We start from the raw sequence: 24,230 nt of genomic DNA on the forward strand, positions 1-24,230 counted from the left end.
GCGACACTATTCTAGTGTGCCAAGAGATTCACGAAACAGCGCGAGTTGAGCGGTTCTCTCTTAAAGATGTGAATGGGGGCAGCAGTTCTTCGGATGAACTGCCAAATAATTCGACAACCGCAGATCGTAGGGTGCATTCGCGCAGCAATGCACCACTCCCCTCTGCAAATACCGATGTACGCTTGAATAAGCCCAATCTATGGGGCACTCCACCAACCCATGCTTCACCGGGTTGAAATGAATGTACTCACAATGGTTCACAAAATCCTGCTCATCTCGAATGGCATGCTCCCAATAGCGGCGCTGCCATAGATTTCCCTCCCCCCGGCGCTCTCCCGATGTACTTTTCTCCGATGGCAGCGCCAACTCTCTCCCACAGGTCTTTGTCACCATAAGCTTGATCAACCGCCAGCGTTTTGCATAGTCGGCATCAGACTCTGGCAGCGTCAAAATGCAGTGGAAATGATCGGGTAGCAGCACAAAGGCATCGATCGCAAAGGGATATTTTTGTCGCACGGCAACAATCGCTTCTCGCAGGGCATGTCGGCCAAGATCGGTACAAAGCCAGGGATACCTTTGGTAAGTGACGTGGGTGAAGAAGTAGCTACCGCCGGATCGGCACAATCGTCGGTAATTGGGCATTGGGGTGAAGGGAAGAATTTTGTTTAGGATGCCCGATTGTGGTTGAGATGGTTGAGTTGGTGGGGGCTTTGACGGTGCATTGCTGCGCGAATGCACCCTACTGTTTTAACCATCGACCAGAGAGCTTTTAGGTTGTTTCGACCAATTCACTGTGCCAGTTTTGTCTTGGAGCCATAGGCGTGTGTAGCTTGGCTACTTGCAGAGGAATCTTGGGCGCTTAGGGCGTGGTCTTGTCATAATGGCGGGCGAGCCCTCAAGTGACTAATTAGCTATGGTTGTTGAGCTTTTGACCCCGGTTGCTACCTGGGCGCTAGGTAAAGCCGCTGACACTGTCTGGACTCTGGCAACAGACAAGGCGCAGACGACGCTGCAAAAGACAGATGTTGAGCAGGCAATTAAGGCCGGATTGGAAGCAGTGAGGGCGTGGGAGCAGTCGCTGGAGGTTCCGGCCCTGCTGTTTAAGCGCTGTGACGACAAGCAAAAGCGACAGTTTTTGGAGCAGGTGTTTGCCAATGCTGGCGTGGTAGAGCAGCTTCAGCGTCCGCTGGTGGGTAAAGGTGAGCCAGATGTGGGTTTGTTGCAGGCCTATGTTGAGCAGGTTGCCAGGGATGGGGGCATTGAGCTAACAACTGAAAGCTTGCCTCAGTGGTTGCAGATTTTTAGCGCTACCTATGTTGAAAAGACGGCACTGTTTACGAAGTACGAGGTGGCCCGGCAACGCTATCTACAGCAGCTTGCCCACTGGTATGACGACGTTAAGTTTCTCGGTATCTCTGTTGCCGGGCAAGAAGATACCAAGTCGGAGAAGCTGCTACAAATTTTCGTCATGCCGGATGTGAAGCAGCGGGCCGAATCTTGGAAACAAGAACAGCTATCCCAGCAGGTTTCTTTAAAGTCAAGATCAGGCCTGATATTAATGGTGGATGATCCCGAGCTGATTGTGGGACACCCCCAGTTCAAATTAATGATGGAGCAGCATCAGCTAACCTTGCTACTCAAGCAAGAGGGCAAACCCTTTTCAGCGGAAGCAATATATCAGCAGGGTCGGTCTCAAAGGTGCGTGCTGTTGGGGGCACCGGGTTCTGGCAAAACCACGTTGATGAGCTATTTTGCCGTAGCCTTCACCACTGAGGAAACGCCTGTCAAACTGGGTTTAGCAGGTGAGCATCTGCCAATTTTGGTGCGTATTCGTGATTGGGTACGGTCTTCCCATACAAATCTGCTGGACTACGTGCGCTGGTTTGCGACAGATAAGCTCAACGTTAGGGACTTGCCCCCTGGCTTCTTTGAGCACTGGCTGAAGGCGGGCAAGGCGCTGATTTTACTGGATGGGTTGGATGAGGTGGCCAGCGAAGCGCGGCGGGATGAGGTCGTCAACCAGATCGAATGCTTTTTGCAGCATGAGGCCTATCGACAAAACCCGGCCATTATCACCTCGCGCCCAGCGGGTTATAAGCAAGCCTACTTTCGCACAGAAGAGTTCCCTCACTACGACTTGCAACCGTTTGACCAGCCAAAGATCGACCAGTTTATTCAGAACTGGTACGACAATCGCTTTCAGGATCGCGACGAATCGCAGCGGCGACAGCAAACGCTTAAGCAGGCTTTATCAGAGCGCGATCGCATTCAGGTGCTGGCCAAAAATCCACTGCTGTTGACGACTATTGCTCTGATTGATCGTGGTGAAGCCTATCTGCCGCACGATCGCCACGAGCTTTACAACCGAGCTGTAGAAACCCTGCTAACCAACTGGGACGCCAACAAAGAACTCAACGACTACAAGTGGCCGTTGGAATATCTCAAGCGCGATGCCGTGCGACGTATGATGGAGCGCTTAGCCTACTGGATACATAACTATGGCAGCACAGGGGATACCGAGGGCGGTACCTTAATTGATTGTGAAGATCTCATTCGTCAACTCAGCCTCTTCATTGCAAAAAAGGCCAAGATCGATCGTGAAGAGGCGACAGCAGAAGCCAAACGATTTTTAGAACATATCCGTAGTCGGACCGGGCTACTTAATGAACAAGGGCAAGATTGTTATGCCTTTGTTCACAAGACGTTTCAAGAATATCTTTGTGCTCAAGAAATTCAGGAACAGTCTGCGGATGAAGACTACGATTTTGACCTCATCTTGAGTCCAATTCGTGACCACTTGCACAATCCCCACTGGGAAGAAGTGTTGTTACTACTGATTGCCCAGCAACGGGAAAAGCGGGTAGGCAAGATTCTTCAGAAGATCTTAGACCATCCCGCCCCCTACGAGCAGTGGCTGCATCGCAACCTCTTTTTTGCGGCGGCTTGTATGGCTGAGAATGTGAAGCTTACCGATGTCAATCTAACTGAGCACATTCTCGCTGCTCTGGTGGAGCTTGTAGTGGCAGAATCGTCCCTGATTTCTTTAAGGTTGAAAAGACAAGCAGAGCAGTGTCTACGGAACCTGGCAAAGACTGAATTTCAAGACTTGGCTTTACCTCTTCTAGAAGTTCAGCATGCCAAAATTAGCCCTGTGCAATTACAACAATTTCGGGCTGCATTAGGTTGTGAAGCCTCAGCAACAGCCACGCTATTCATGCTTCTCAGCAATGAGGATAGTAGTATTTCCATGTCGGCTGCGAAAGCCTTGAGTCAACTTGGTAAAAATATTCACGATACCTTGCGAAGGCTTTGTAACATTAACCCCCAGGTAATACAGGTTCTTCTCTCTAAACTCAGTGACGAAGATCTTATAGCCAGCTCTGTGGCTGCGTACGCTTTAAGCCAACTTGGTAATGCCAACCCTGACGTAGTGCAAGCTATGCTTGACTGCTTAAAAAGTGGGGACAGAAAAACTATCGCTATGGCTGCACATGCTCTAGGTCAACTACTCAGCCCTAGCCCCAGTGTGGCAAAAGCTCTCCTTTCTTGCTTTGATGATGGGGATAACGACATTCGCTCTAGCATTGCAGAGCCGCTAGGCAGACTGGCTAGAGTTGAACCTAGCGTAGTGCAAGCTCTCCTGAATCGACTCAAGGATGAGGATAGTAACGTTCGCTATGCAGCTGTATGCGCTCTAGGCGAACTTGGTACTACTACTCCTAATATGCTACAAGCCCTCGTGTATTGCCTCGACGATAAAGACAGAAACGTGCGGATAAGCGCCTTATTTGCTTTAGGAGAACTCGGTACTTCTACCGCTGATATGCTGCAGGCTCTCCTACATCGTCTTAAAGAGACCGATTGGGAAGTTCGTTCTATGACAGCATACGCTTTAGGCAAACTTGGCAACGCAACCCCTGAAGTAATACAAGCGCTCTTATCTTGCCTCAGCGACGACCTTGAGGACGTCCCATCCAGCGCTGCAATAGCACTAGGCGAACTCGGTACTGATACTTCTGAAGTCTTACAGGCCCTTATCTCCCTCCTCGTTGATAGCGATAAGTATAGTCGTTCTAGCGCTGTACAAGCTTTAGGGCAACTCGGTAATACCAACACTTCCGTGATACAAACATTAATCGGTTGTCTCAGCGATGATGATAGTGATGTCCGCTCTAGTGCCGTAGCTGCCTTGGGAAGACTGGCTCGGCCATCCCCCGAGGTGGTGTCAGAGCTGATCGACCGCCTCAGCGATGACGAAAGTGGCGTTCGCTCTAGGGCCGCATCCGCCTTGGGTAAACTGGGCAGGCAAACAGATGTCGTTGCACCCCACTTAGCTGACTGGATTGAGCAAAACCAGCACGCTGACTATGTCGGCCACGGTATCGATGCCCTATGGGCCATCATGACAGAGCAATCGTAGGGTGCATTCCCGGCCCATAGCTCCGCGCAAAGCCCCACAAATTTACACTTTAGGCCGCAATGCACCGCTCACTGTATCGAGTGTCTCGCTTGACGCAAACGGTGCGTTACGGCCAGGGCAGAGTGCACTTCACACTCACCGAGTTGGCCTAAGGCCGGGAACGCACCCTACGCATAATCTAGCTTTCGGTGAGTTCAATGGTGAAAGGCGGGCAGTGCCCACCCTACAGTAGCTAACGCGCCAATGCAAAGTAAGCGGTGCTCAACCGATGGGTTTGGCTTGCAATAGCAGAGGTGTAAGGTGGGCAGTGCCCACCCTACAGCGGTCTACAGATCTAGCCTTGGCCGATCGCGCCGCAGCAGACTAAACACCTCCCCCTGGGCTGGGGTAATCAAAATCCCCGACGTGGGTATCGTGACTAGCTGGCTCCAGGTCGCCTGCTCTGCATAGCCCAGCACATGCAGCGTGTGAATGGTCGATCGCACCCCCTCCGGCGAACCAATCACCAGATGGCGCAACCGCTCCCGCTCTGGCGGCAGGTCGGGATCGGCAAGCAGCAGCGGGGTCGCCGCACCCGCACGGGCCGACGACGCCAAAAATGGCAAACACAACATTGGGGTTTCCTCCAAGAAACGGATGGGTAGGAAACCCAAAACTTGGCCGCTCCCGGACATAAGCGGTTCGGAGCGGCCAGAGTAACATAGTACTCAGCCTCCGAGACAGCCCGTAACTGCCGAAGGGGTCAGCTGGTGGTGGGTGTTGAGAGCACCTGCCATCAGCGTTCGACCAAATTTTGGGAACCGGGCTGCACACAGACAGCCTTAATCGAGGAATGTAGCGTATTGCCACCCTCCAGGCAAGTCAAAATTGCTACAGACTGCAACTCCGTCTTGAAGCTTAACGATCGCACCGCCAAAGCAGGTAGGGTGGGCAATGCCCACCACCCTATTTATTCATCTACCACCAAACCCTCCCCACCCGATCCTTGGTAAAATCGGAAGGTGAAAGGTGGGCGGTGCCCACCCTACAGGTTTGAACTGGCGATCGCGAAGCAAGTACAGACCCGCGCGAAGCAAGTACACCTCTGCGTGAAGCAAGTACAGCCCTGCGCGAAGCAAGTACAGCCTTGCGCGAAGCAAGTGCAGCCCTGCGCGAAGCAAGTACAGCCCTGCGTGAAGCAAGTGCAGCCCTGCGCGAAGCAAGTACAGGGGTGGTTAGGCTTTACCATCATCGCCGCTTCATTCAGCAGCCCCCGCTGATATGACTTCTGTAAAGCTGTGCCGGTTTTTCCGGGTCGGTGATCGCAGCGGGCACATTGCCCTGAGCGAAGGACAAGCCGCCCCAGCCTGCCGCCAACCCAAATTTTCTAACTGAACGTGCTGACGATGAAAGAACTGGTGCGAGGCGTCTACGGCTCCGACAGCAACGAGGCCCAGGCCGTTGGCTACAAGAAAAAGTCTGAGCGCAAGCGGCCCCGGCGATCGGCAGCCTAGCTCGCTAGCATTTCGTAAATCGTTGCTGCGCTGATGGCTAACCCGTAGGAGAACTACGGGCTTTTTTACATCCGTAAACTAATCTTAAATCGTGTTCTAGGTCACAATCGGCGATCGCGCAATTTGATCTGATCAAAAGGTCACTGCTCATCTCCTGACCCAGGACCAATCACTTATGGATACCCCATCTCCGGTAGACGTTGCGGTTGCCACGGCCCTGGCCAAGGAGCGCACCGCCGACGATATTGAGAGCATTAAGCGGGCCTTTCTCAACAACCTGTTCTACGTGCAGGGCAAGCCGGTGTCGCTGGCCACCCAGCACGACTACTATATGGCCCTGGCCTACCTGGTGCGCGATCGCATGCTGCACCGCTGGAACGGCACCGCCGAAAGCTACACCCAGCACCGGGCTCGCACGGTCTGCTACCTGTCGGCGGAGTTTTTGATGGGGCCGCACCTGGGCAACAACTTGATCAACATGGGCATTTACGAGCAGGTCAAGCAGGCCATGGAAGAGCTGGGCCTCAACTTCGACACCCTGCTGGCCCAGGAGGAAGAGCCGGGGCTGGGCAATGGCGGCCTGGGACGGCTGGCCGCCTGCTACCTCGACTCGCTGGCCTCGCTGGAGATCCCTTCGGTGGGCTACGGCATTCGCTACGAGTTTGGCATTTTTGAGCAAGAGCTGCGCGACGGCTGGCAGGTCGAGCGCACCGACAAGTGGCTGCGCTATGGCAACCCCTGGGAGGTGGCCCGGCCCGAGTGGTCGGTGGAGGTGAAGCTGGGCGGCTACACCGACACCTACACCGACGACCAGGAGCGCTACCGGGTGCGCTGGGTGCCCGATCGCGAGGTGCTGGGCGTGCCCTACGACACGCCCATTTTGGGCTACCAGGTCAACACCGCCAACACCCTGCGCCTGTGGAAGGCCGAGGCGATCGAATCGTTTGACTTTGCTGTGTTTAACCAGGGCAACTACTACGGCGCGGTCGAAGACAAGGTGGCCTCTGAAAATATTTCCAAGGTGCTCTACCCCAACGACGAAAAAATTGAGGGCAAGCAGCTGCGCCTGGAGCAGCAGTTTTTCTTTGTCTCCTGCTCTTTGCAGGATATGTTTCGCATTTTGAAAGGCCAGGGCATGGCGGTGGAGCAGTTCCACGAGAAGTTTGCCATTCAGCTGAATGACACCCACCCGGCGATCGCCGCAGCAGAACTCATGCGCCTGCTGCTCGACGAGCACGGCCTCGACTGGACCGTAGCCTGGGAGATCACCCAGAAAACCCTCGCCTACACCAACCACACCCTGCTACCTGAGGCGCTGGAGAAGTGGCCCGTCAGCCTGTTTGGCCAGCTGCTGCCCCGCCATTTGCAGATTATCTACGAGATCAACCGCCGCTTTTTGGAGCTGGTGCGGATGAAGTTTCCCAAAGACAGCGATCGCCTGGCCCGCATGTCGCTAATTGACGAAAGCGGCGAGCGCTACGTGCGAATGGCCAACCTGGCCTGCGTCAGCAGCCACACCATCAACGGCGTCGCCGCCCTGCACAGCGAGCTGCTGAAAGAAACCGTGCTGCGCGACTTCTACGAGCTGTTTCCCGAAAAGTTTACCAACATGACCAACGGCGTCACCCCCCGTCGCTGGCTGGTGCTCAGCAACCCGCGCCTGAGCACGCTAATTTCGGGCCGCATCGGCGATCGCTGGATCAAGCACCTCGACGACCTCAAACAGCTCGAACCGCTGGCCGACGATGCGGGCTTTCGCGACGAGTGGCGCAGCATTAAGCAGGCGGTCAAGCGCGACCTAGCGGGCCGCATCCACGAGCGATTCGGCATTTTGGTCGACCCCGCCTCGCTGTTCGACGTGCAGGTAAAGCGCATTCACGAGTACAAGCGCCAGCACCTCAACGCGCTGCACATGGTCACCCTCTACAGCCAGCTGAAGCAAAACCCCAGTCTCGACATCACCCCGCGCACGTTTATCTTTAGCGGCAAGGCGGCCCCCGGCTACCACATGGCCAAGCTGATGATCAAGCTCGTCACCGCCGTGGGCGACATGGTCAACAAAGACCCCGACCTGCGCAACCAGATCAGGGTGATTTTTCTGCCCAACTACAACGTCACCAACAGCCAGCGCATCTACCCGGCCTCCGACCTGTCGGAGCAGATTTCTACCGCCGGGTTTGAGGCCTCGGGCACCGGCAACATGAAGTTTGCCATGAACGGGGCGCTCACCATCGGCACCCTCGACGGGGCCAATGTGGAAATTCGCGACGCCGTGGGGGCCGAGAATTTCTTTTTGTTTGGCCTCACCGCCCCCGAGGTGGTGGCTCTCAAAACCGAGGGCTACAGCCCCTACAGCTACTACCAGCGCAATCCATTACTTAAGGATGCGATCGATCTGATCGCATCGGGGCACTTCTCCCAGGGCGATCGCGATCTGTTTCGGCCCCTGCTCGACAAGCTGCTGCACCACGACCCATTTATGCTGCTGGCCGACTACCAGGCCTACGTTGACTGCCAGCAGATTGTGGGCCAGGCCTACAGCGACACCGACAGCTGGACCCGGATGGCGATTCTCAACGCGGTGCGGATGGGGCGCTTTTCGAGCGATCGCTCCATTGCCGAGTACTGCAGCGAGATCTGGAAGGTATCCCCCTTCTCCGTTGGCCTGGTGAACTACGGCGAACTCGGCAGCGACCCCGGCGGCGGCAAGCTCACCTGCAAGCTGAGCTAGGCGGCGAAACACCAGGCTGTCTGAGTTCTACCCGTAGGTTGGGTGAAACGAAGTGGAACCCAACACCAGCAGCGGTTTCGTTGGGTTTCGCTAGCGCTGCACCCAACCTACGCAAGACTCAACGATAAAAACAGCTATAGCCGTTCCCTGAGCGGAGTCGAAGGGACGGCTATTTTCTAGGGCAAATCCGCCTTGGAGAGACCTTGGGTCAAAACAAGGATCTCGTAGGGGCATTACAGTGCAATGCCCTTACAAACCGAGTGTCCCTAAATGCTATTCGGTACAAAGGGAAGCCCCTGTATCAGCAGTAGAGCCTCAAATGGGGGGAACTGCTGGTAGACCTGGCACTTCACCAACCTGCTCTAAACTGCTGGCCCTAAACTCGGTCTGGCTCAAAAAGCGCAGTGTCTCCTGATACATCGGCTTCCAGTAGCCGTTGCTCATGTTTTGGCTGCGCTCCAGCGGGTCTACCATCGGGTGGGGCACCAGGGCGGCGCTGGGAAAGGTGTACAGGTAGTGGTTGTCGTAGCGCTTAAAGAGGGCGGCGCGGGTCAGCGATTGGGCAAAACTCTGGTTGGTTTGAATGTCGGCAGCGTCTTCGTTTTCGGTCAAAATCATCAGCGTGGGCGTGGGCCGCAAGGCCGCCACGTTCTCGTGTTTGCGCACAAACGTACCAAACTGGTTGGCGGCGGTAAAGCAGCCCAGCGGAAACTGCAGGTCATCCCAGCCAAACTCGCGAATATCGAGCGGGCCAGCCAGGTTGACGTAGCGCTCGCGGGTTTCGCCATACACCTCTAGCAAGGGCGCAAAGGCCACCACCTTGGTCACCCGCTGGGGATGGCGGGCGGCCAGCGCCAGGGCCACGGCCCCGCCCACCGACAGCCCAACGGTGTAGACTGGCCCCGGCATCGCCTCTAGCTCGCTCAGGCGAGCCTGGGCATCGCTCAGGTAGCTCAGGTGCGACGAGACAAAATAGCGGTCAAACTCGGGGGCGTTTTCCTGCTCGATCGCCGCAATGATATCGAGCAGGCGCGGCTCTAGCTGGCGCAGACGGGCGACCAGCCCCATCATTTGCACAGGCGAGGGCGATACGGCCCCTCCCTCGCCTGTCTTGGCTAGATTGGCCAGATAGGTTTGCAGTACGGGGTCGGCGTCGACCTTTTGGCGCAGGGGAATCAAAATTTCGGGTTTGAGATCGACCTGGGGCCAGTATTTGTCGGGAATGCGGTAGGCATGCCCCGCCAGCGTGGCCTGGTACACGTTGAAGCCGTTGCGAAACAGGTAGTCGGCCAGCCGCGACATCTGGTGGGGCTTGGCGCTAAACCCGTGGAACATCAGGACGGTGCCCTTGATCGGGGTGTTGGCGTCGTGAAACAGGTAGTAGGGCAGCGCCCCCTCCCGGCGATCGGGGTGGCTGGCCAGGGTTTGAATGTAGGCGTCAATGCGCTGTCGGGTGGTCTGGAGCTGGGCCTGGGTGAGCGTCGGGGGGGTAGATTGCAGAGTGACCATGGGGCTTGGGGAAGGGGGCACCCCCATTATGGCCGAGGTCTGGTTAAAGGCAGCCTAAGCCGGGTCTACAGACGCCGCTGGCTGAGCCAGCCCAAACTCCACCAGGGCGGGGTAAAAGTTGCGGTTTTCGTGGCTGGCGCGGCTGAGCTTAATCAGGGCAAAGCGCTGCAGGGGGCGCAGCGATCGCCACTGCGCCAGGTCAATCTCTACCCCTAGCGATGCGGTCTGGGCCAGTACGCTGGCCGGAACCTCATCTTCGTTGTGCCAGGGAGGGTGGGGGTCGATGACCAGAGTCGAGGCTGGGGCACCCTGCACCCGATGCACGAGCGCCTGCACGTAGGCGGTGTAGGTGACAGTAGAGTCGCGATCGCCGCAGGGTAGCTGGGTCAGTCGCTCGCGATCGCCCGCGCTAAAGCGGTGCCAGTGCTCCAGCTTGAGCTTGACGCCGCAGGTATCGAGCTTGAGCCGCACCTGCATGGGAATGCAGCGCAGCGACTCGACAAAGTCGGACTCGAACTGAAAAAAATCGTTGTCGTCTAGGGCGCGGTCTTGAGCCATAGCAAAAAGAGACAGTAGCGGCTGAGCGAGCAGGCCTAGCGGGCCTGTATCGAATGCACGTCAAGCTGGTAGGTTTGCCCCTGGTGGGTAATCGTCACCGGGGTGAGGCCTGCGCCGCCCGCAGCCGGTGGAGCAGGCAGGGGGGTAAACGTCACCCGCTCTACCTGTTCTCCAGGGACGGGGGTGAGCGAGCCTGCCACCTGGCTCGCCTGCTCCAGCTGGTGGGTCAGCGAAACCAGTCCGCTGAGGCCATTGATCAGGTCGCGTAAATTCTGGCGTACGGTGGGGTCGCCCGTGAGTTCATCCACATCGGCCAGCACCTTATTGGCGTTTTGAAATACGCTGCGGGCTGAGTCGAGGGTTTGCTGCAGCATGACCAGGTTGTCTGGGCTGTTAAAGGTGCTCGTAATCGAGCGAATATCGGCGGCGGCCAGAGCGGCATTGGCCGAGAGCAGTTCAAGGTTGGCCAGCAGTTCGCCGTCTTGAATCGCCGGTCTGAGCGACGTAGTAATCGCCTCTAAGTTGGTAGCGCTGCGGCTGACGTTGTCGAGGGTGGTGACAAGAGTGCCTCGGTTGGTCACCACCAGGCGATTGATCTCGCCGCCGGTCAGCTCAAACTGGGCGGCGGCATTGGCCACGTTATCGGTGGCGCGGTTGGCTGAGGCTACCAGCGGCCCCAGGTCGGTGCGCAACTGCTGCGACAGCCCAATCAGCTCCACCGACAGCCGGTTGGCCGACTCGGTTAGGGTGGCCGCGTTGTCGAGGGTGACTTTCAGGTCGTTGACCAGCTCTGGATCAGAAAAGGTGCTGGCCAACTCTTCCGCCGAGCGCAGCAGCGACTCATAGCTGGCCCCGACGCTGCCAATCAGGCGATCGCCGTCGCAAATAATGGTCTCGGGGCAGTCTTCGCCAATCGGGTCGAGCGTTAGCTCCGGCGGGGTCAGCGGGCGCTGGGGGGTAATGTCGATGGTGGTGTCGCCAATCAGCCCCGACTGATTCACCAAAATTGACGAGTCTCGCGGAATGCGCAGCTCGCTATCAATAATTTCTACCGCCACATCGACGGCGTTGGTGCTGGGATTAATGCCCAGCACGCGCCCCACCGGCACCCCCCGGTAGCGCACGCTAGTGCCCTCCTGCATGCCCAAGGTATTGGCAAACACAAACGTTGCCCGGTAGGTGCGCTGGCCGGGGTTGAGCCCGCGCAGCCACAGCACCAGCCCAGCAAACAACCCCACCGCAATGAGGATTAGCAGCCCCACCGACCCTTCTCGAATTGCCCTTGCCCGCATGGTGCCTCTTACCCTTGCCCCGAAACTAATGTAATCACCAATTTATTCTCTCCTGAATTCACCCTGCCTGACCTGGGTTCACCCCCCGGATTGGGCTAGGCAGGGAGATTGCCCAAACGCTAGTGCACCATTTGAATGGGGCCTTCCACCCGACCGCTGAAGAACTGGCGCACGAAGGGGTTGTCGGTGGCATCGACCTCCGCCACCGGCCCCTGCCACTGAATTCTGCCCTGGTGTAGAAAAATAACGCGATCGGCGGTGCGGCGAATGGTGCTGTCCTGGTGGGTGACGATCAGGTAAGAACTGCACCCATTGTTGCTCTTAATGGAGCGAATCAGGTCTTCGATCACCGTTGAGGCGATCGGGTCTAGCCCTGCCGTCGGCTCATCGTACAGCAGCAGGGCCGGGCGATCCTGAGGGTTTTCAGGATTTGACACGATCGCTCGGGCAAAGCTAACCCGCTTGCGCATCCCTCCCGACAGTTCAGCCGGGTAGCTTCTGCCGGTTCCGGGCAGCCCCACCATATCGAGCACGTCATCAACAATTTGCTGAATTTGGTGGGCGGGCAGCTTGGAGTGCTGGTAGAGCAAAAACCCGACGTTTTCCTCCACGGTGAGCGAGTCAAACAGGGCTGCCTGCTGAAACACCATGCCAATACCCACCGGGTCAGGCGAGTCTTCAATCAGCCCCTCTCGCCGCCGCCCCTGCACGTAGATTTCTCCTGCATCGGGGGGAAGCAGCCCGGCAATAATTCTTAAAATCGTCGATTTACCGGTGCCCGAGGGGCCAATAATCGCCACCGCCTCGCCCCGGTACAGGGTTAGATCGACGTTGTCGAGCACCTGGTTGTCGCCAAACCGCTTGGATATGCCTCGCAGCTCGAGCAGCACCTCATCCCCGCATTCGGCTGGGGTCACCTCACCTGGCGAAGCTAGCCCCAAGGCTAAGGATGCGGCTGGCGGCCCAACATCAGAGCCGTGGTTGTGGGAATCGGGCATAGACCTTACCGATATATGTACCCATGTAGATCTGGCGATCGATCCGCCCGGGCCGATTGACCAGGGCGGGTGGCTTTACCAAGCATTAATAGCTTTGGGGGCATATCCATGCTTTGACTCTATCAAATAGCCGCTAAAATCGAAGGCGCTGGTGCTCAATCCTATCAGAGGCCGCTTAAAACACCCCTAGATGTTTTGAGGCCGATCGCGAGGGCGGGTCGTCAGGGTTGGCCAACCATCGGCCTGAGAGGCAGCTAAATAGCCGAGGGCAGCAGCAAACGCCTATTTTCACCCGCCTCTCAGGTTGGTCAGATCGCTATCGACCTCCTTATACATGTTCCTAAAACCCTTCTACAAGGCCCTGGCCCGGCTTTTTCGTCAGGTCAGGCAGGAGACCCTCACCCTGGCCCCACCCCGGCAGGTCAATCGGCTGATGTGGTGGCTGGCTCCGGGGCTGCTGGTCAAGCGATGGCTGTTTCTCAGTATGGCCGGGGTGCTGCTGGTGGGTCTGGGAGCCATGATCTGGCTCAGACTGACGCCGGTATTTTTTACCGGACAGCTGCTGGGGGCAGCCCTGCGGGCGTTTACCACCCACGTGCCCAACTATATCAGCGGTCCGCTGGGCATTTTACTGGGCCTAGGGCTAATTTTTTGGGGTCAGAGTCGCACCGTGGGGGCGATTACCGACGTGCTGATTCCGGGCAATGAGGAAGAGCTGCTGGACGCCCTGCTAACCCAGCGACGCCTGTCGCGCGGGCCAAAGATTGTGGTGATTGGCGGCGGTACCGGGCTGTCTAATCTGCTGCGCGGCATGAAGCGCTACAGCTCGAACATTACAGCCATTGTCACCGTGGCCGACGACGGCGGCTCGTCGGGGCGGCTGCGGCGCGAGATGGGGGTGCTGCCACCGGGCGATATTCGCAACTGTTTGGCGGCTTTAGCCGATGAGGAGAAGCTGCTCACCGAGCTGTTTCAGTACCGGTTTGAGTCGGGTAGCGGGCTGGTGGGCCACAGCTTTGGCAACCTGTTTTTGACCGCCATGAACGAGATCACGGGTGACCTGGAGCAGGCGATTGCCGCTAGCTCTAAGGTGCTGGCGGTGCGGGGCCAGGTGCTGCCCTCGACCTCGGTGGATGTGCAGCTGTGGGCCGAGCTGAGCGACGGTCGCCGCATTGTGGGCGAGTCAAAGATTACCGAGGCGCGGGGCCGAATTGTGCACATTGGCTGTCTGCCGCCCAACCCGCCGCCGCTGGCCAAGGCGATTAAGGCGATCGAAGAAGCCGACTACATTGTGATTGGCCCCGGCAGCCTCTACACCAGCATTATTCCTAACCTGCTGGTGCCCGATCTGGTGAAGGCGATCGCGGATCGACAGGTGCCCCGCATCTACGTGTGCAACATTATGACCGAGCCGGGCGAGACCGATGGGTTTTCGGTGTCTGACCACATTCGGGCGATCGACTCGGCCTGCGGCTGCTACCTGTTTGACGCGGTGCTGGTGCAAAAGGTGATGCCCTCCGACGCCGTCATTAGCCACTACGCCCGGGCGGGAGTGGGGCCAGTGCTGCTCGATCGCACCACCATTCTTGACTCGGGTCGGCGTATTATTGCCGCCAACGTGATGGAAGAGCGCGAAGACCTCACCGTTCGCCACCACAGCGAGCGACTGGCGCGGGTGCTGCTGCGCTGGTATACGCGCACCCAGCGCATGTGGTAGCCAGGCCAATCAGGAGGGGTCGGTGTTGAACCTGCGCCCTACCCAGCCCACGACACCGCTGGCGATCGCGCCTGCCATCAGCACGCTGAGAGCGGGCAAAATCAGCGGGTTCCACAGTGAGTACCAGAGGTCGAGGCCCAGATCGAGGTTCATGCTGCGCCCCAGCACAGCCACTAAGAACCAGCCCAGACTGAGCAGCACCAGCCCTAGATCGACCACCAGTACCCAGCTAATCAGGCTAGAAATGCGTTGCGTTATGGGAGTTTTCATGGGGGTACTGCTGCGTTAGCCAGAAACAAAATAGATAGAGGCAGCGCCAGACAGAGCCGCTTGCCCCAGCTCTGATCCTAAAGCAAAAATAGGCTGCTCTAGGGCTAGAGCAGCCTACCAAAAAGACGAAGTTATTAACGGATGGATACAACATTTGCCTTGAGCTAAGGCAAACAGCCCGATCGACGTTAACCTATGCCTCTAGGTTCTGAATCAGCAGATTGTCGGGGTCAACGTAGTGGCAAACAGCATCATCTACGCAGATTAAGGCCCAGCCTGAGGCTTCAATGCTGACCAGTTCATAGTCGGCATCTTGCACAAAAAATCCCTTATGGTTCCGAGTTTCGGGCTTGATTCCAACGGGGTTACCAGACATGACTTATGCTCTCCAGAAAACAGCGACCAGCAATCGATAAAGAAAAGCTTATGGCTTACTTGAGAAAATCCTATCATTGCCTTCATGAGAATTTTATTAAGTAATCTAAGGCTTTATTGCATTAAGCAGGCAAAAAATCGTTAAAGACCGCGATCGCGCCCTCATCACTCCTCGTCAATCCCTTGTTTTATGGCCAATTGACGGTCTATGCACAGATTTTTTGCCGTCAGGGGAAGATTAACTTAAGTTTTTTAAACACTTATGAGTTTCAAAAAATTTTGGGAGACGCGGTAGAAATACTTATCAGATTATCACGATTTCCTTGCATTTGAGGCTGTTCCAGCTTGATCCCCATAGGGTCTGCACTTAGGAGGATGTTAAACCCTCAGCGTTCTCGCGCTCTATTGTCGCACCTGCTTTGTTGGCCAAAAGCAGTCAATATGAGCGCATAGTATTTTTGAATTACTGATGCCCCAGCAAAATTGGCAAGCTTTCACCAGCTTTTAAGACGTAAAAAGTGGCTCACCTCTACAATTTGGCAGATGCCGTTTTTCATATTCCCCCAACACTGCTATGACATCACCTTGGCTCGGCTGGATTCAGCAGCTTCAGGGCATTGCCCAGACTGGGCTGCACTACGAAAATCATCCTTTTGATACAGAGCGCTATAGACAGGTGCAAAAAATTGCCGACGCCATGCTGGCTGCGATCGCCGACGCTGAACCCCAAACGCTGGCTGACCTATTGCATCAGGATGTGGGCCACGCCACCCCCAAAATTGAGGTGCGCGGCGTGGTGTTTCGCGAGGGCAGGCTGCTTCTAGTGCAGGAAAGCTCTGATGGGCAGTGGGCTCTGCCCGGCGGCTGGGCCGACATTGGCGACTCGCCCAGCCGGGCCGTGGAACGCGAAATTTTTGAGGAGTCAGGCTACATCACCCGCGCCACGCGGCTGCTCGCCGTCTACGATCGCGCCCACCCCCGCCACGACCACCCGCCTGCCCTATACCACAGCTACAAGCTGTTCTTTCGCTGTGACCTTGTCGAGGGTCAGCCGACCCCTAGCTACGAAACTACCGCGATCGACTTTTTTGGCCCCGATGCCATTCCACCGCTGTCGCCGGGGCGCAATAGCCTTAGCCAAATCCAGCGCTGCTTCGACCTGAGGGATCACCCCGTCGCCCCCGTCGAGTTTGACTGATGCTGGTTAGGCACAGTAAGCATCCCTGGGGCATGAGAGATGGCTGAAAACAGGTGCGATACCGAATCTGGTATCAGCCGGTCTTTCTCAACGCACCCTGAAACACCCTCTCCTCTAAGGGCACGGCCCCAGAGGGCACCAGCCGCAGCGGACTGCGCGAGTTTGGGCTGAGCTGATTTGAACTGACAGCCAGCGGTTCGTAGGCGATAGTGATAGGAAAATCGCGCTGCTCAAAAACGTCGAGCAGCGGCTGGCGGGGCAGCTCTGCCGGGTCGACAAAGGCGGGATTGTAGTCAAAGAAGGCCTGGCGATCGCCCTCGACCTGCACCCCGTTAACTCGCATATCTTCGTCGTAAGTGAGGGTGTAGTTGACGAAGTCGGGCTGGCGATCGCCCAGCTGAATGCGATCTTTAATAACTATGCGGTTCTTGACAGTGAGGCTGTACTGGCTGGGGGCTAAACTGTCGTCGGCAAAGTAGAGGCGCTTGAGTTCACCGTTGGCGGCCAGGGCGACCCGCTGACCTGCCGCCAGTCTGACACCGCTGAGGCTAAACTCCGAGCTTTTAGACACCTGGCGATCGGTGAGCGAGAACCCGGTCTCGGGCGTTGACGAGTCGAACTGGTAGGCGCGGGTTTCATCCGTCAGACTGATCGTCAGGCGCGGAATCTCGGTCGCCCGATTGGCCACAAACGTAATTTCTGGTCCTGTGGGGTTGGCCACCAAAAACAGAGTCAGGCTCTGGCTAGGGCTCAGCACCAGGTCTTCTACCGTGGCGGTATACCCTGGCCCAGTCAGCTGTAGCGCAGCCGGTTGGGGCCGCGCCGTGGAGGTGGCTCCGGTCAGGGTGACTTCGAGGGGCTGCCCCAGGGTTTCGGTGGGCAGGCGATAGCTGGCGGGCACCTCCCGGTTGAGGCCGCCCTTAAAGGGCACCAGGGCAACGGTGTCGAGGTTGGCAAAGGAATTTGGCCCCGCTTGCCCGGCGACCTGCGGACCCACGTAAGGGGCTACCGCAAGCACCCCTTCACCGACCAGGGTGATATTTACAATGGGTTCAGGCGCAGCTTCAGCCGTAGGGCTGCAAAAGGGACAGGTGAACGGACCCGTCGTCGCCGCCTCGGTTTCAGCCGGGGGCTGTCGCCACGATCGCTGGGTTAGATCGAGCGTTTTGCTCTGGGCATCGCCCTCAAACGCTGGGCCGCTGGCGGTGGGCTGGTAGGTCCAGGTATCCGCCTCGGTGTCGAACTCGACGTGGAGATCGGTGGGGCTGTCGGGGCGACCGACCGGATAGTTGCTGTCGTAGACGTAGACCCAGTATTTACTGTCGCCCCGGTTTTCGACCCGGTAGGGGGTAAGGGCGTGGCCCTCGCTCAGCGCTCCATTCAGCAGGCGGTAGACCCCCATCGTAAACGGGTCGCCCGAGCCGGTTAAAAACACCCGCGCGATCGCCAGCAAAATCTGGGTGGGGGTAAAGGTTTCGCGCACCGCCTGGGTGGGCTGAAACACCTCGCTCACCCCCTGCATCAAAAACAGGTTGGCGATGAAGGTTTGCAGATCAAACAGCGTGCGGGCCAGGCCGAACACCGTGCGCCCCAGCAAACCATTGATCAACCGCTGCCACCAGGGCAGGCGCGGCTGAGTCGGCTGCCACAGGTCGAGCACCGCCGCCGCCATCCCTTCCGAGAGGCCCTGATCCATGCGGTCTAGCTGGGTCGTCAGCCAGTTTTGAGCAGCGGCGGTGAGCACACAGGTGGCCGATTCGCCCACGCAGACCTGGGTACCAAACAGCTGCTGCAGCTGCTCGGTCAGCACCTCCTCCCAGGCCTGGGCATTGCGGCTGCGATCGATGGCCTCAATCAGCTCCTGGTTCGTAAACTGAAACCCATTCACTGCCGGGTCAAAGTTTGGCAGCGCCACGGCTCCGTCAGGCAACTGTTCGAGCTGGGCCAGCCAGTTAGGGCTAACGGATGAAGCCTCTGGAGCAGTCCCTAGAGCGGCCCCTGGAGTGACTACAACGGGCCGATCGGCTGCGGCCATTACCAGGTAGGGCGACAGCTGCACGCTCAAGAAAGCGGTAAGCAGCATAACCACTGGCCAACGCCACCCGCGCCGCCCCTGCCTTGGCACAACAGCGCCCTTAAGCCCAAAACCCTTAAACCCAAAAATCATGCCGCTAAGATCAGCCTCCGTGCTGTCACTGCCCTCAATACACTGCCCAGAGATTTCAGCTGAAGTGGATGGCCAAACTCACTGCCAAGTAACATGCAGCACGCAGAACAATTCATAAAATATGATGTAAACCTACGAAAATTTACCAAAATCGTTTGGACTATTAAGTTTTTTCTTATATGGTTAGAGCAGATTTGCACTCTGTGACGTTCGGTTGACGCCTGTTTAGGATAGAATCTCTGGCGATCGCAGGGTTTTCGCGTAGATATGGTCAAATCAGGGTGTCTCAAGGATTAGTCATGTTTTTTCACATTCCTCCCGCTCTGCCTCCCTCTGACGTTAGCAGCACAGCATTTGTTCAGTTCGAGATCACGATTGCCGATGGCGACGATTGCACCCAGGGCAGTCGCGACTGCTTCCCCAAAGATCGAGTTGGGGTTGTCTCCCAGGCGACGATGGTGCCCGTCCTGATGCAGTCCAGGGATATTGGCGCGATCGTTCACGCCTTGTGAGGCTTGCGGATACGGGCGATCGCAGGTTTAGACAAGAACCAACTTCCAACTGACCTAGCCGCTGGGGCATCCTCAGCGGCTTTTTGCCGGGGTAAGGCCGAGGGTCGGGGTCAAAGCGTCAATTTCTAGGGCCGCTGCCGCCGCTGCCAAAGCTTCGGTAGATTCAGGATCGGGCAGGTAGGGCAGGGTGCCCAGCACGGGGGTCTGGGTTAAGTTCATGATCAAATTGGCCGGTGCCCATTGGTCAATCTCTTGGGCAGTCAGGGGCCGAGGGCAGTTGAGCACAATACCGCGCAGGTCGATGCCGCTCTGGCGAGCCAGGGCCACGTTGGCGACAGTCTGGGCGATCGCCCCCAGCTTAACCGGCACCACCAGCACCACGGGCAGGTGCCAGGCCGCCGCCACATCGGCTACGGTCAGCTCGTAGGTCACGGGCGACCCCAGCCCCCCCAGCCCCTCTACCAACACCCAGGAGTGCTGCCGGGTACTGGCCTCCAGGGCGCGCCAGGCCAGGGTTAAATCGACGCTGCGACCCTCCAGGGCGGCGGCTAGCGGCGGGGCCAGGGGGGCCTCAAAGTACTGGGGTGTAATGGCCTCCAGGCTGGTTTGAGGAAAAAACAGGCGCTGGTACAGCTCGCGATCGCCCACTCCCGACTGAAACGGCTTGAGCACCGCCGGAGCCTGAGCGGGCCGGTGCCGCTGCCAGTAGGCCAGCAGGGCGCTAGACAGCACAGTTTTGCCCACTTCGGTGTCGGTACCCGCCACCAGCAATGCGTTGAGGGAAGTCATAGGGGTTGTGATTGTGACTTGAGCAAGGTAATAGGTTTGGGGTTCAGGGTTCAAGGAGCCAAACTTGAGACGCCAGACTTGAGGGCGCTAATTCAAGGCACGAGCCCCAGCCCCGATACCCGATCAGCCCTGGCCTCGGCTTGCCCTATTCTGCCGACACCCGCAGCACGTAGTTGGAGGGGCGCGGCGATGAGACATCCACCAGGTAGTCGCCGCTGGTGGGCAGCTGCCCCTGCCACGACAGCACCCGCGAGGCATCGGGAATCAGCTCACCGTTGGGAAAGCGCACGTCGAGGGTAACCGGGCCGCTGACGGTGGGCAGATCTAGGGCTAGAACCTGGCCCTCCTGAACATTGATGACGTAGCGGCGCGTGCGATTTTCGTTGACCTGCCCCGACACCTGCACGCTGGTTTGCCCCGGCGGAATTTGTACGCGCTGCTCAGTCACATCGGGGGCTGGATTTGGATTGGGCTCGGGCTCAGGTTCGGGCTCGGGCACCTCCACGGGCGGCTCAACGCTGGGCTCGGGCTGCGGTTCAACCGAGGGTTGGGGGTCGGGTTGAGCACTGAGGCTGACCTCTAGTTCGTAGTCGCTCTGCTCTAGCCCCTGCACTGGCCGCAGCTGCAGAGTGTATTCCCCATCGGCGGGTAGAGTACCCTGCCAGTTCAGCACCCGCTGGGCCGAGCGCTCGACCGGCTGCCCCTGGGCATTGAGCACCGTTAGCAGCACCCCCTCGCCCTGCATCCTGGCCAGCAGCACCTGGCCCTCAGTGGCGTTAAAGCGATAGTTAATCGTTTCGTTGCGGCGCAGGCTGCCTGTTACGGTGCGGTCTTCACCGGGAGAAATCGCCAGGTTTTGGTCGTACTCAACCGGGCTGGTTTCGGGGCTGGGTTCTGGGGTGGGCTCGGCGGTGGGCTCGGGAATCGGGGCAATGCTAATTTCGGGGCTAGGGACGGGGGTGGGCTCGGGGGTGCGGTTGAGCAAACTGACCACCGTCCAGCCGCCCAGGCCGGCCAGCAGGGCCAGGGCACCGCCAATCACCGCTACGGCCCAGGGGTTTTCCCACACTGAGGTGGGTTCGACGGCGGGGACCGGAGCCGCGTAGGTAGGAGGCGTCCGGGGCGCAGCACCCACCTGGGTCGGCTGGTACTGCCGCCCAACGGCAACGGTTCTCACCTGAGATGGCGGCGGTGGGGTGACGGGCTGCCCCTGTACGGTACCCACCGAGCCGAGGGCCTGGGCCATTTCGCTCACCGACTGGTAGCGATCGCCCGGTCGGTAGCTGGTGGCCCGCTGTAGCACCTGCAACAGGCCGGGGCTGAGGGTGTTGGGCAAATTCCAGCTCAGGTTGACATCGTCAAAAATCTCCTGGGGTTCTTTGCCGGTCAGCAGCACGATGGCGGTGACCGCCAGGGCGTAGAGATCGCTGCTGGGGTAGGCGCGGCCCGACTGCATCTGCTCGCTGGGGGCGTAGCCCAGCTTGCCCACCGAGGTCGCCTGGCTGTGGGGGCCGGGCGGCTGAATGCGGGTGACCACCTCTTTGACCACGCCAAAGTCAATCAGTACCGGCAGGTGGTCGGTACGGCGCTGCATGACGTTGTCGGGGCTAATGTCGCGGTGAATGATGCCCTTGCTGTGAATGTGGGCCAGCACCGGCAGCATCTGCTGCAAAAACTGCCGCACCTCGGCCTCTGAGAAGGCCATGCCCTGCTGCAGGCGCTGGTTGAGTAGCTCGCGGTAGGTAGTGCCGTCGATGTAGTCCTGAACCAAAAACAGCCGCTGATTTTCTTCAAAGATGGCCTGAAACTTGGGAATCTGCGGATGCTCAATGCTGTAGAGAATCGCGGCCTCGCGCTGAAAAAGCTGCAGCGCTTTGTCGGAAAATTGGTCGCCCTGCTGGGGTTCGAGTTCTTTGACCGCGCAGCGTTCGTTAAAGCGGCCCAGGTCTTCAGCCAGGTAGGTGCGCCCAAAGCCGCCGTAACCCAGCTCTTGCAGCACGCGGTAGCGGTTCTGAAGGGTAGTACCAGGAATCAGGGTGGGATGCATAGCGTTTGGGTCAGTTCAGGAGCTGAAAATAGGGCAGCCAGTCTGCCAGGACGATCGCTACCCCAGTTTACAGTAGGATTACCGACCCCGCTGTGGACATCCCCCGGGCCGGAATCTACGCCGTCAACGGGTAGGAAGACCCCACTGGAGGAATGCCCAACCCTTTGCCACAATAGGACTTGTGAAGGCTTGGCCTGCGATCGCATCAGCTGCCAGTGGTGCTAAGGGTACGCCAGGCACATCCCAGGGGATATCAGCGGCAGCATCCGGCAGAGGGCAGCCATCTTCAGCCAAAATCGGCGGTAACGCAGACAGCGCTCAAAATCGTAAAAGGCCGTGAGGCCGTGGGGCTAGAGGCAATGGGCAACGACGACCAGACTAATCTAAATTCTGAGCTTGCGGAGATGCTTGCAGCGGCTAAGGCCAGTTCTAACCACGCTAAAGCGCCTAAAGAACCGTCAAAAACATTCGGTATCCTGGGAGATTTCATTCCATCTTCAGGGCTACCGGCCCTGCTCAAGCGGCCCTTGCTGGTGGGCGGCCTGGGCCTCTCTGCCACCCTGGCCCTGCTGGGCAGCGCCCACTTCAACCCCCTCGACAGTTCCACGCTGCTGAGCGCGATCGCCCTGGGGTCGGGGATCTGGTGGTGGCGGCGGGGCGAGCCGACTCCAGCGGCCCCTAAACCCATTGCCCCACCCGTCGTCGATCGCCCTCGGGTAGAAGCCGAACTGGCCGCCCTGGCTAGCCTGATTGAGACCCTGGCTCAGGAGAGCGAGTTGGTCAACGGTTCAGCGATGGCGCTAGATGCGCTGCAGACCAGCCTGAAGGGCTATCGCCACGGCCACCAGGCCCTGGTCAGCGGGCTAGAGCGCCAGACGCTGGAGGTGGCGATCGCAGGCGACCCCCGTACGGGCAAAACCACCCTTCTCACGCTGCTGCGCGATGGGGCCGCCGCTGACCCCTCTCTCAGCTTTGCAGAAGTTGCCCTGGCCCCAACCGTTACCCCCGACTGGCTCGGCTACGACGGCGTGCTGCTGATTACCGACGGCGACCTGACCAACAGCGCCTTTACCCTGCTGCGCGATCGCGTCATCGCCGGGCAGGGCACGGTGCTGGTGTTCAACAAGCAAGACCACTACGACGCCGCCGATCAGCAGGCCATTTTGAGCCAGCTCCAGCAGCGGGTGGCCGCTCTGCCAGCAACAGTTCCCACTGTCGCGGTCGCCGCCGCCCCTCGCCCCATCAAGGTGCGCCGCCACCAAAGCGACGGCACCGTGGTTGAGACTATGGAAACCCCGGCACCTGCGATCGCAGGGCTGCAGTCTGCCATCGCTGAAGCCTTTGTCGCCGAGCGCCCTACCCTGGTTGCCGCCACCGTGCTGCGCCGCACCCAGGCCCTGCGCCAGCGGGTACAAATCGACCTCAACCGCCTGCGCCGCGATCGGGCCATGCCCCTGATCGACCAGCTGCAGTGGGTAGCCGGGGCCGCCGCCTTTGCCAACCCCGTGCCCACCCTCGATCTGCTGGCCACCGTCGCCATCAACGGCCAGCTGATTATGGATCTGGGCAAGCTCTACGGCTTTAACCTCAACCTCAACGAAGCCAAAACCGCCGCCGGTACCCTGGCCAGCCTCACCGTCAAGCTGGGCCTGGTCGAACTCTCCACCCAGGTGCTGACCGCCGTACTCAAGAGCCACTTTGCCACCTATCTGGCGGGCGGGCTGGTGCAGGGCCTCAGCGCCACCTACCTGACCCGGATGGCGGGCCTCAGCCTGGTCGACTACTTCGAGCAGGCCGCCCTTGCCGGTACCCCCACCACGGCCCTGTCCTGGGAGGCGATCGCCCAGCGCCTGCAAAGCACCATTCAGCAAAACCGCCAGCTCAGCCTGCTGCAAACCCTGGCCAAACAGGGCATCGATATTCTCAAGCCCACCCCCGCCCAGCTGCCCGCCAGCACCGCCATCGACCTTGGCTCCGCCCTCGACCTCAGCGCCGCCAAACCCATTCCCGCCGAACCCATCCCCCTCGAAGCGACCCCCCACGAACCCCTCTCCAGCGAATCCCCTTAAAGGAACCCATCCCCTCACCTTCCTCACCTACCCACCTACTCTTCCACCCACCCCACCTCCCTCACCCATCCACCCACCTACTCAC

Annotated in this window: 17 protein-coding genes; 6 read left to right on the forward strand and 11 right to left on the reverse strand. The window is 58.6% G+C overall.

Translation table 11 applies throughout. The annotated features are described in order from the left end of the window. Window positions 1-60: 60 nt before the first annotated feature. On the reverse strand, window positions 61-642 hold the full coding sequence (locus ACQ4N7_RS22460) for an REP-associated tyrosine transposase (protein WP_430713719.1): 582 nt from the start codon (window positions 640-642) through the stop codon (window positions 61-63). A gap of 271 nt (window positions 643-913) precedes the next feature. Here ACQ4N7_RS22460 and ACQ4N7_RS22465 point away from each other — a divergent pair, with 271 nt between their 5' ends. Continuing rightward, on the forward strand, window positions 914-4,420 hold the full coding sequence (locus ACQ4N7_RS22465; RefSeq protein ID WP_430713720.1) for a sister chromatid cohesion protein PDS5: 3,507 nt from the start codon (window positions 914-916) through the stop codon (window positions 4,418-4,420). A gap of 326 nt (window positions 4,421-4,746) precedes the next feature. Here ACQ4N7_RS22465 and ACQ4N7_RS22470 read toward each other — a convergent pair whose 3' ends face one another. Continuing rightward, a complete protein-coding gene (locus ACQ4N7_RS22470) occupies window positions 4,747-5,034 on the reverse strand; it encodes a hypothetical protein (RefSeq protein WP_430713721.1) in 288 nt (95 codons plus the stop codon). A 1,054-nt stretch (window positions 5,035-6,088) separates the two neighbouring features. On the opposite strand from ACQ4N7_RS22470, the gene ACQ4N7_RS22475 reads away from it, so the two are divergent. Beyond that, the gene (locus ACQ4N7_RS22475) at window positions 6,089-8,644 is read left to right on the forward strand and encodes a glycogen/starch/alpha-glucan phosphorylase (protein WP_430713722.1); all 2,556 of its coding nucleotides are present in this window, start codon (window positions 6,089-6,091) and stop codon (window positions 8,642-8,644) included. Between the two features lie 315 nt (window positions 8,645-8,959). Here the strand turns inward: ACQ4N7_RS22475 and ACQ4N7_RS22480 are convergent, their stop codons facing one another. The 4 genes from ACQ4N7_RS22480 to ACQ4N7_RS22495 form a co-directional block, all read right to left on the reverse strand. Beyond that, window positions 8,960-10,153: an alpha/beta fold hydrolase gene (locus ACQ4N7_RS22480; protein ID WP_430713723.1), complete on the reverse strand. Its 1,194-nt coding sequence runs from the start codon at window positions 10,151-10,153 to the stop codon at window positions 8,960-8,962. A gap of 54 nt (window positions 10,154-10,207) precedes the next feature. Next, window positions 10,208-10,711, reverse strand: coding sequence for a nitrate reductase associated protein (locus ACQ4N7_RS22485; protein WP_430713724.1), 504 nt, complete (start codon window positions 10,709-10,711; stop codon window positions 10,208-10,210). 35 nt (window positions 10,712-10,746) lie between these two features. Then, window positions 10,747-12,003 (reverse strand): MlaD family protein, encoded by a 1,257-nt coding sequence (locus ACQ4N7_RS22490; protein WP_430713725.1) that lies wholly within the window; start codon window positions 12,001-12,003, stop codon window positions 10,747-10,749. Between the two features lie 119 nt (window positions 12,004-12,122). Next, complete coding sequence (locus ACQ4N7_RS22495) at window positions 12,123-13,001, reverse strand: ABC transporter ATP-binding protein (RefSeq protein ID WP_430713726.1); 879 nt, start codon at window positions 12,999-13,001, stop codon at window positions 12,123-12,125. Between the two features lie 334 nt (window positions 13,002-13,335). Here ACQ4N7_RS22495 and ACQ4N7_RS22500 point away from each other — a divergent pair, with 334 nt between their 5' ends. Continuing rightward, window positions 13,336-14,718, forward strand: a complete 1,383-nt coding sequence (locus tag ACQ4N7_RS22500) for a gluconeogenesis factor YvcK family protein (RefSeq protein WP_430713727.1) — start codon at window positions 13,336-13,338, stop codon at window positions 14,716-14,718. 9 nt (window positions 14,719-14,727) lie between these two features. Here the strand turns inward: ACQ4N7_RS22500 and ACQ4N7_RS22505 are convergent, their stop codons facing one another. Together ACQ4N7_RS22505 and ACQ4N7_RS22510 are read right to left on the reverse strand one after the other, a co-directional pair. After that, a complete protein-coding gene (locus ACQ4N7_RS22505; RefSeq protein WP_430713728.1) occupies window positions 14,728-14,988 on the reverse strand; it encodes a hypothetical protein in 261 nt (86 codons plus the stop codon). Between the two features lie 193 nt (window positions 14,989-15,181). Further along, entirely contained in the window at window positions 15,182-15,364 is a 183-nt protein-coding gene (locus tag ACQ4N7_RS22510; RefSeq protein WP_035992372.1) for a hypothetical protein, read from the reverse strand. A 573-nt stretch (window positions 15,365-15,937) separates the two neighbouring features. Here ACQ4N7_RS22510 and ACQ4N7_RS22515 point away from each other — a divergent pair. Next, complete coding sequence (locus tag ACQ4N7_RS22515) at window positions 15,938-16,561, forward strand: NUDIX hydrolase (protein WP_430713729.1); 624 nt, start codon at window positions 15,938-15,940, stop codon at window positions 16,559-16,561. A gap of 73 nt (window positions 16,562-16,634) precedes the next feature. Here ACQ4N7_RS22515 and ACQ4N7_RS22520 read toward each other — a convergent pair whose 3' ends face one another. Beyond that, window positions 16,635-18,644 carry a hypothetical protein gene (locus ACQ4N7_RS22520; protein WP_430713730.1) on the reverse strand — a complete coding sequence of 670 codons (2,010 nt, stop codon included), beginning with the start codon at window positions 18,642-18,644 and terminating at the stop codon, window positions 16,635-16,637. A gap of 383 nt (window positions 18,645-19,027) precedes the next feature. Here ACQ4N7_RS22520 and ACQ4N7_RS22525 point away from each other — a divergent pair, with 383 nt between their 5' ends. After that, window positions 19,028-19,240, forward strand: coding sequence for a hypothetical protein (locus ACQ4N7_RS22525; protein ID WP_430713731.1), 213 nt, complete (start codon window positions 19,028-19,030; stop codon window positions 19,238-19,240). Between the two features lie 72 nt (window positions 19,241-19,312). Here ACQ4N7_RS22525 and bioD read toward each other — a convergent pair whose 3' ends face one another. Together bioD and ACQ4N7_RS22535 are read right to left on the reverse strand one after the other, a co-directional pair. After that, window positions 19,313-20,029, reverse strand: coding sequence for a dethiobiotin synthase (bioD, locus tag ACQ4N7_RS22530; protein WP_430713732.1), 717 nt, complete (start codon window positions 20,027-20,029; stop codon window positions 19,313-19,315). Window positions 20,030-20,174: 145 nt separating this feature from the next. Next, on the reverse strand, window positions 20,175-22,076 hold the full coding sequence (locus tag ACQ4N7_RS22535; RefSeq protein ID WP_430713733.1) for a protein kinase domain-containing protein: 1,902 nt from the start codon (window positions 22,074-22,076) through the stop codon (window positions 20,175-20,177). 215 nt (window positions 22,077-22,291) lie between these two features. On the opposite strand from ACQ4N7_RS22535, the gene ACQ4N7_RS22540 reads away from it, so the two are divergent. After that, window positions 22,292-24,145, forward strand: coding sequence for a slr1306 family protein (locus ACQ4N7_RS22540; protein WP_430713734.1), 1,854 nt, complete (start codon window positions 22,292-22,294; stop codon window positions 24,143-24,145). Window positions 24,146-24,230: the final 85 nt, after the last annotated feature.

The organism is Nodosilinea sp. AN01ver1, from assembly GCF_050565655.1.
Classification (GTDB): Bacteria; Cyanobacteriota; Cyanobacteriia; order Phormidesmidales; family Phormidesmidaceae; genus Nodosilinea.

Coding starts and splice junctions, on each gene's coding strand:
- ACQ4N7_RS22510 (WP_035992372.1), bottom strand. CDS start 15,364: ATGTCTGGTAACCCCGTTGGAATCAAGCCCGAAACTCGGAACCATAAG.
- ACQ4N7_RS22460 (WP_430713719.1), bottom strand. CDS start 642: ATGCCCAATTACCGACGATTGTGCCGATCCGGCGGTAGCTACTTCTTC.
- bioD (WP_430713732.1), bottom strand. CDS start 20,029: ATGACTTCCCTCAACGCATTGCTGGTGGCGGGTACCGACACCGAAGTG.
- ACQ4N7_RS22500 (WP_430713727.1), top strand. CDS start 13,336: ATGTTCCTAAAACCCTTCTACAAGGCCCTGGCCCGGCTTTTTCGTCAG.
- ACQ4N7_RS22490 (WP_430713725.1), bottom strand. CDS start 12,003: ATGCGGGCAAGGGCAATTCGAGAAGGGTCGGTGGGGCTGCTAATCCTC.
- ACQ4N7_RS22470 (WP_430713721.1), bottom strand. CDS start 5,034: ATGTTGTGTTTGCCATTTTTGGCGTCGTCGGCCCGTGCGGGTGCGGCG.
- ACQ4N7_RS22520 (WP_430713730.1), bottom strand. CDS start 18,644: ATGCTGCTTACCGCTTTCTTGAGCGTGCAGCTGTCGCCCTACCTGGTA.
- ACQ4N7_RS22485 (WP_430713724.1), bottom strand. CDS start 10,711: ATGGCTCAAGACCGCGCCCTAGACGACAACGATTTTTTTCAGTTCGAG.
- ACQ4N7_RS22505 (WP_430713728.1), bottom strand. CDS start 14,988: ATGAAAACTCCCATAACGCAACGCATTTCTAGCCTGATTAGCTGGGTA.
- ACQ4N7_RS22525 (WP_430713731.1), top strand. CDS start 19,028: ATGTTTTTTCACATTCCTCCCGCTCTGCCTCCCTCTGACGTTAGCAGC.
- ACQ4N7_RS22480 (WP_430713723.1), bottom strand. CDS start 10,153: ATGGTCACTCTGCAATCTACCCCCCCGACGCTCACCCAGGCCCAGCTC.
- ACQ4N7_RS22495 (WP_430713726.1), bottom strand. CDS start 13,001: ATGCCCGATTCCCACAACCACGGCTCTGATGTTGGGCCGCCAGCCGCA.
- ACQ4N7_RS22515 (WP_430713729.1), top strand. CDS start 15,938: ATGACATCACCTTGGCTCGGCTGGATTCAGCAGCTTCAGGGCATTGCC.
- ACQ4N7_RS22465 (WP_430713720.1), top strand. CDS start 914: ATGGTTGTTGAGCTTTTGACCCCGGTTGCTACCTGGGCGCTAGGTAAA.
- ACQ4N7_RS22475 (WP_430713722.1), top strand. CDS start 6,089: ATGGATACCCCATCTCCGGTAGACGTTGCGGTTGCCACGGCCCTGGCC.
- ACQ4N7_RS22535 (WP_430713733.1), bottom strand. CDS start 22,076: ATGCATCCCACCCTGATTCCTGGTACTACCCTTCAGAACCGCTACCGC.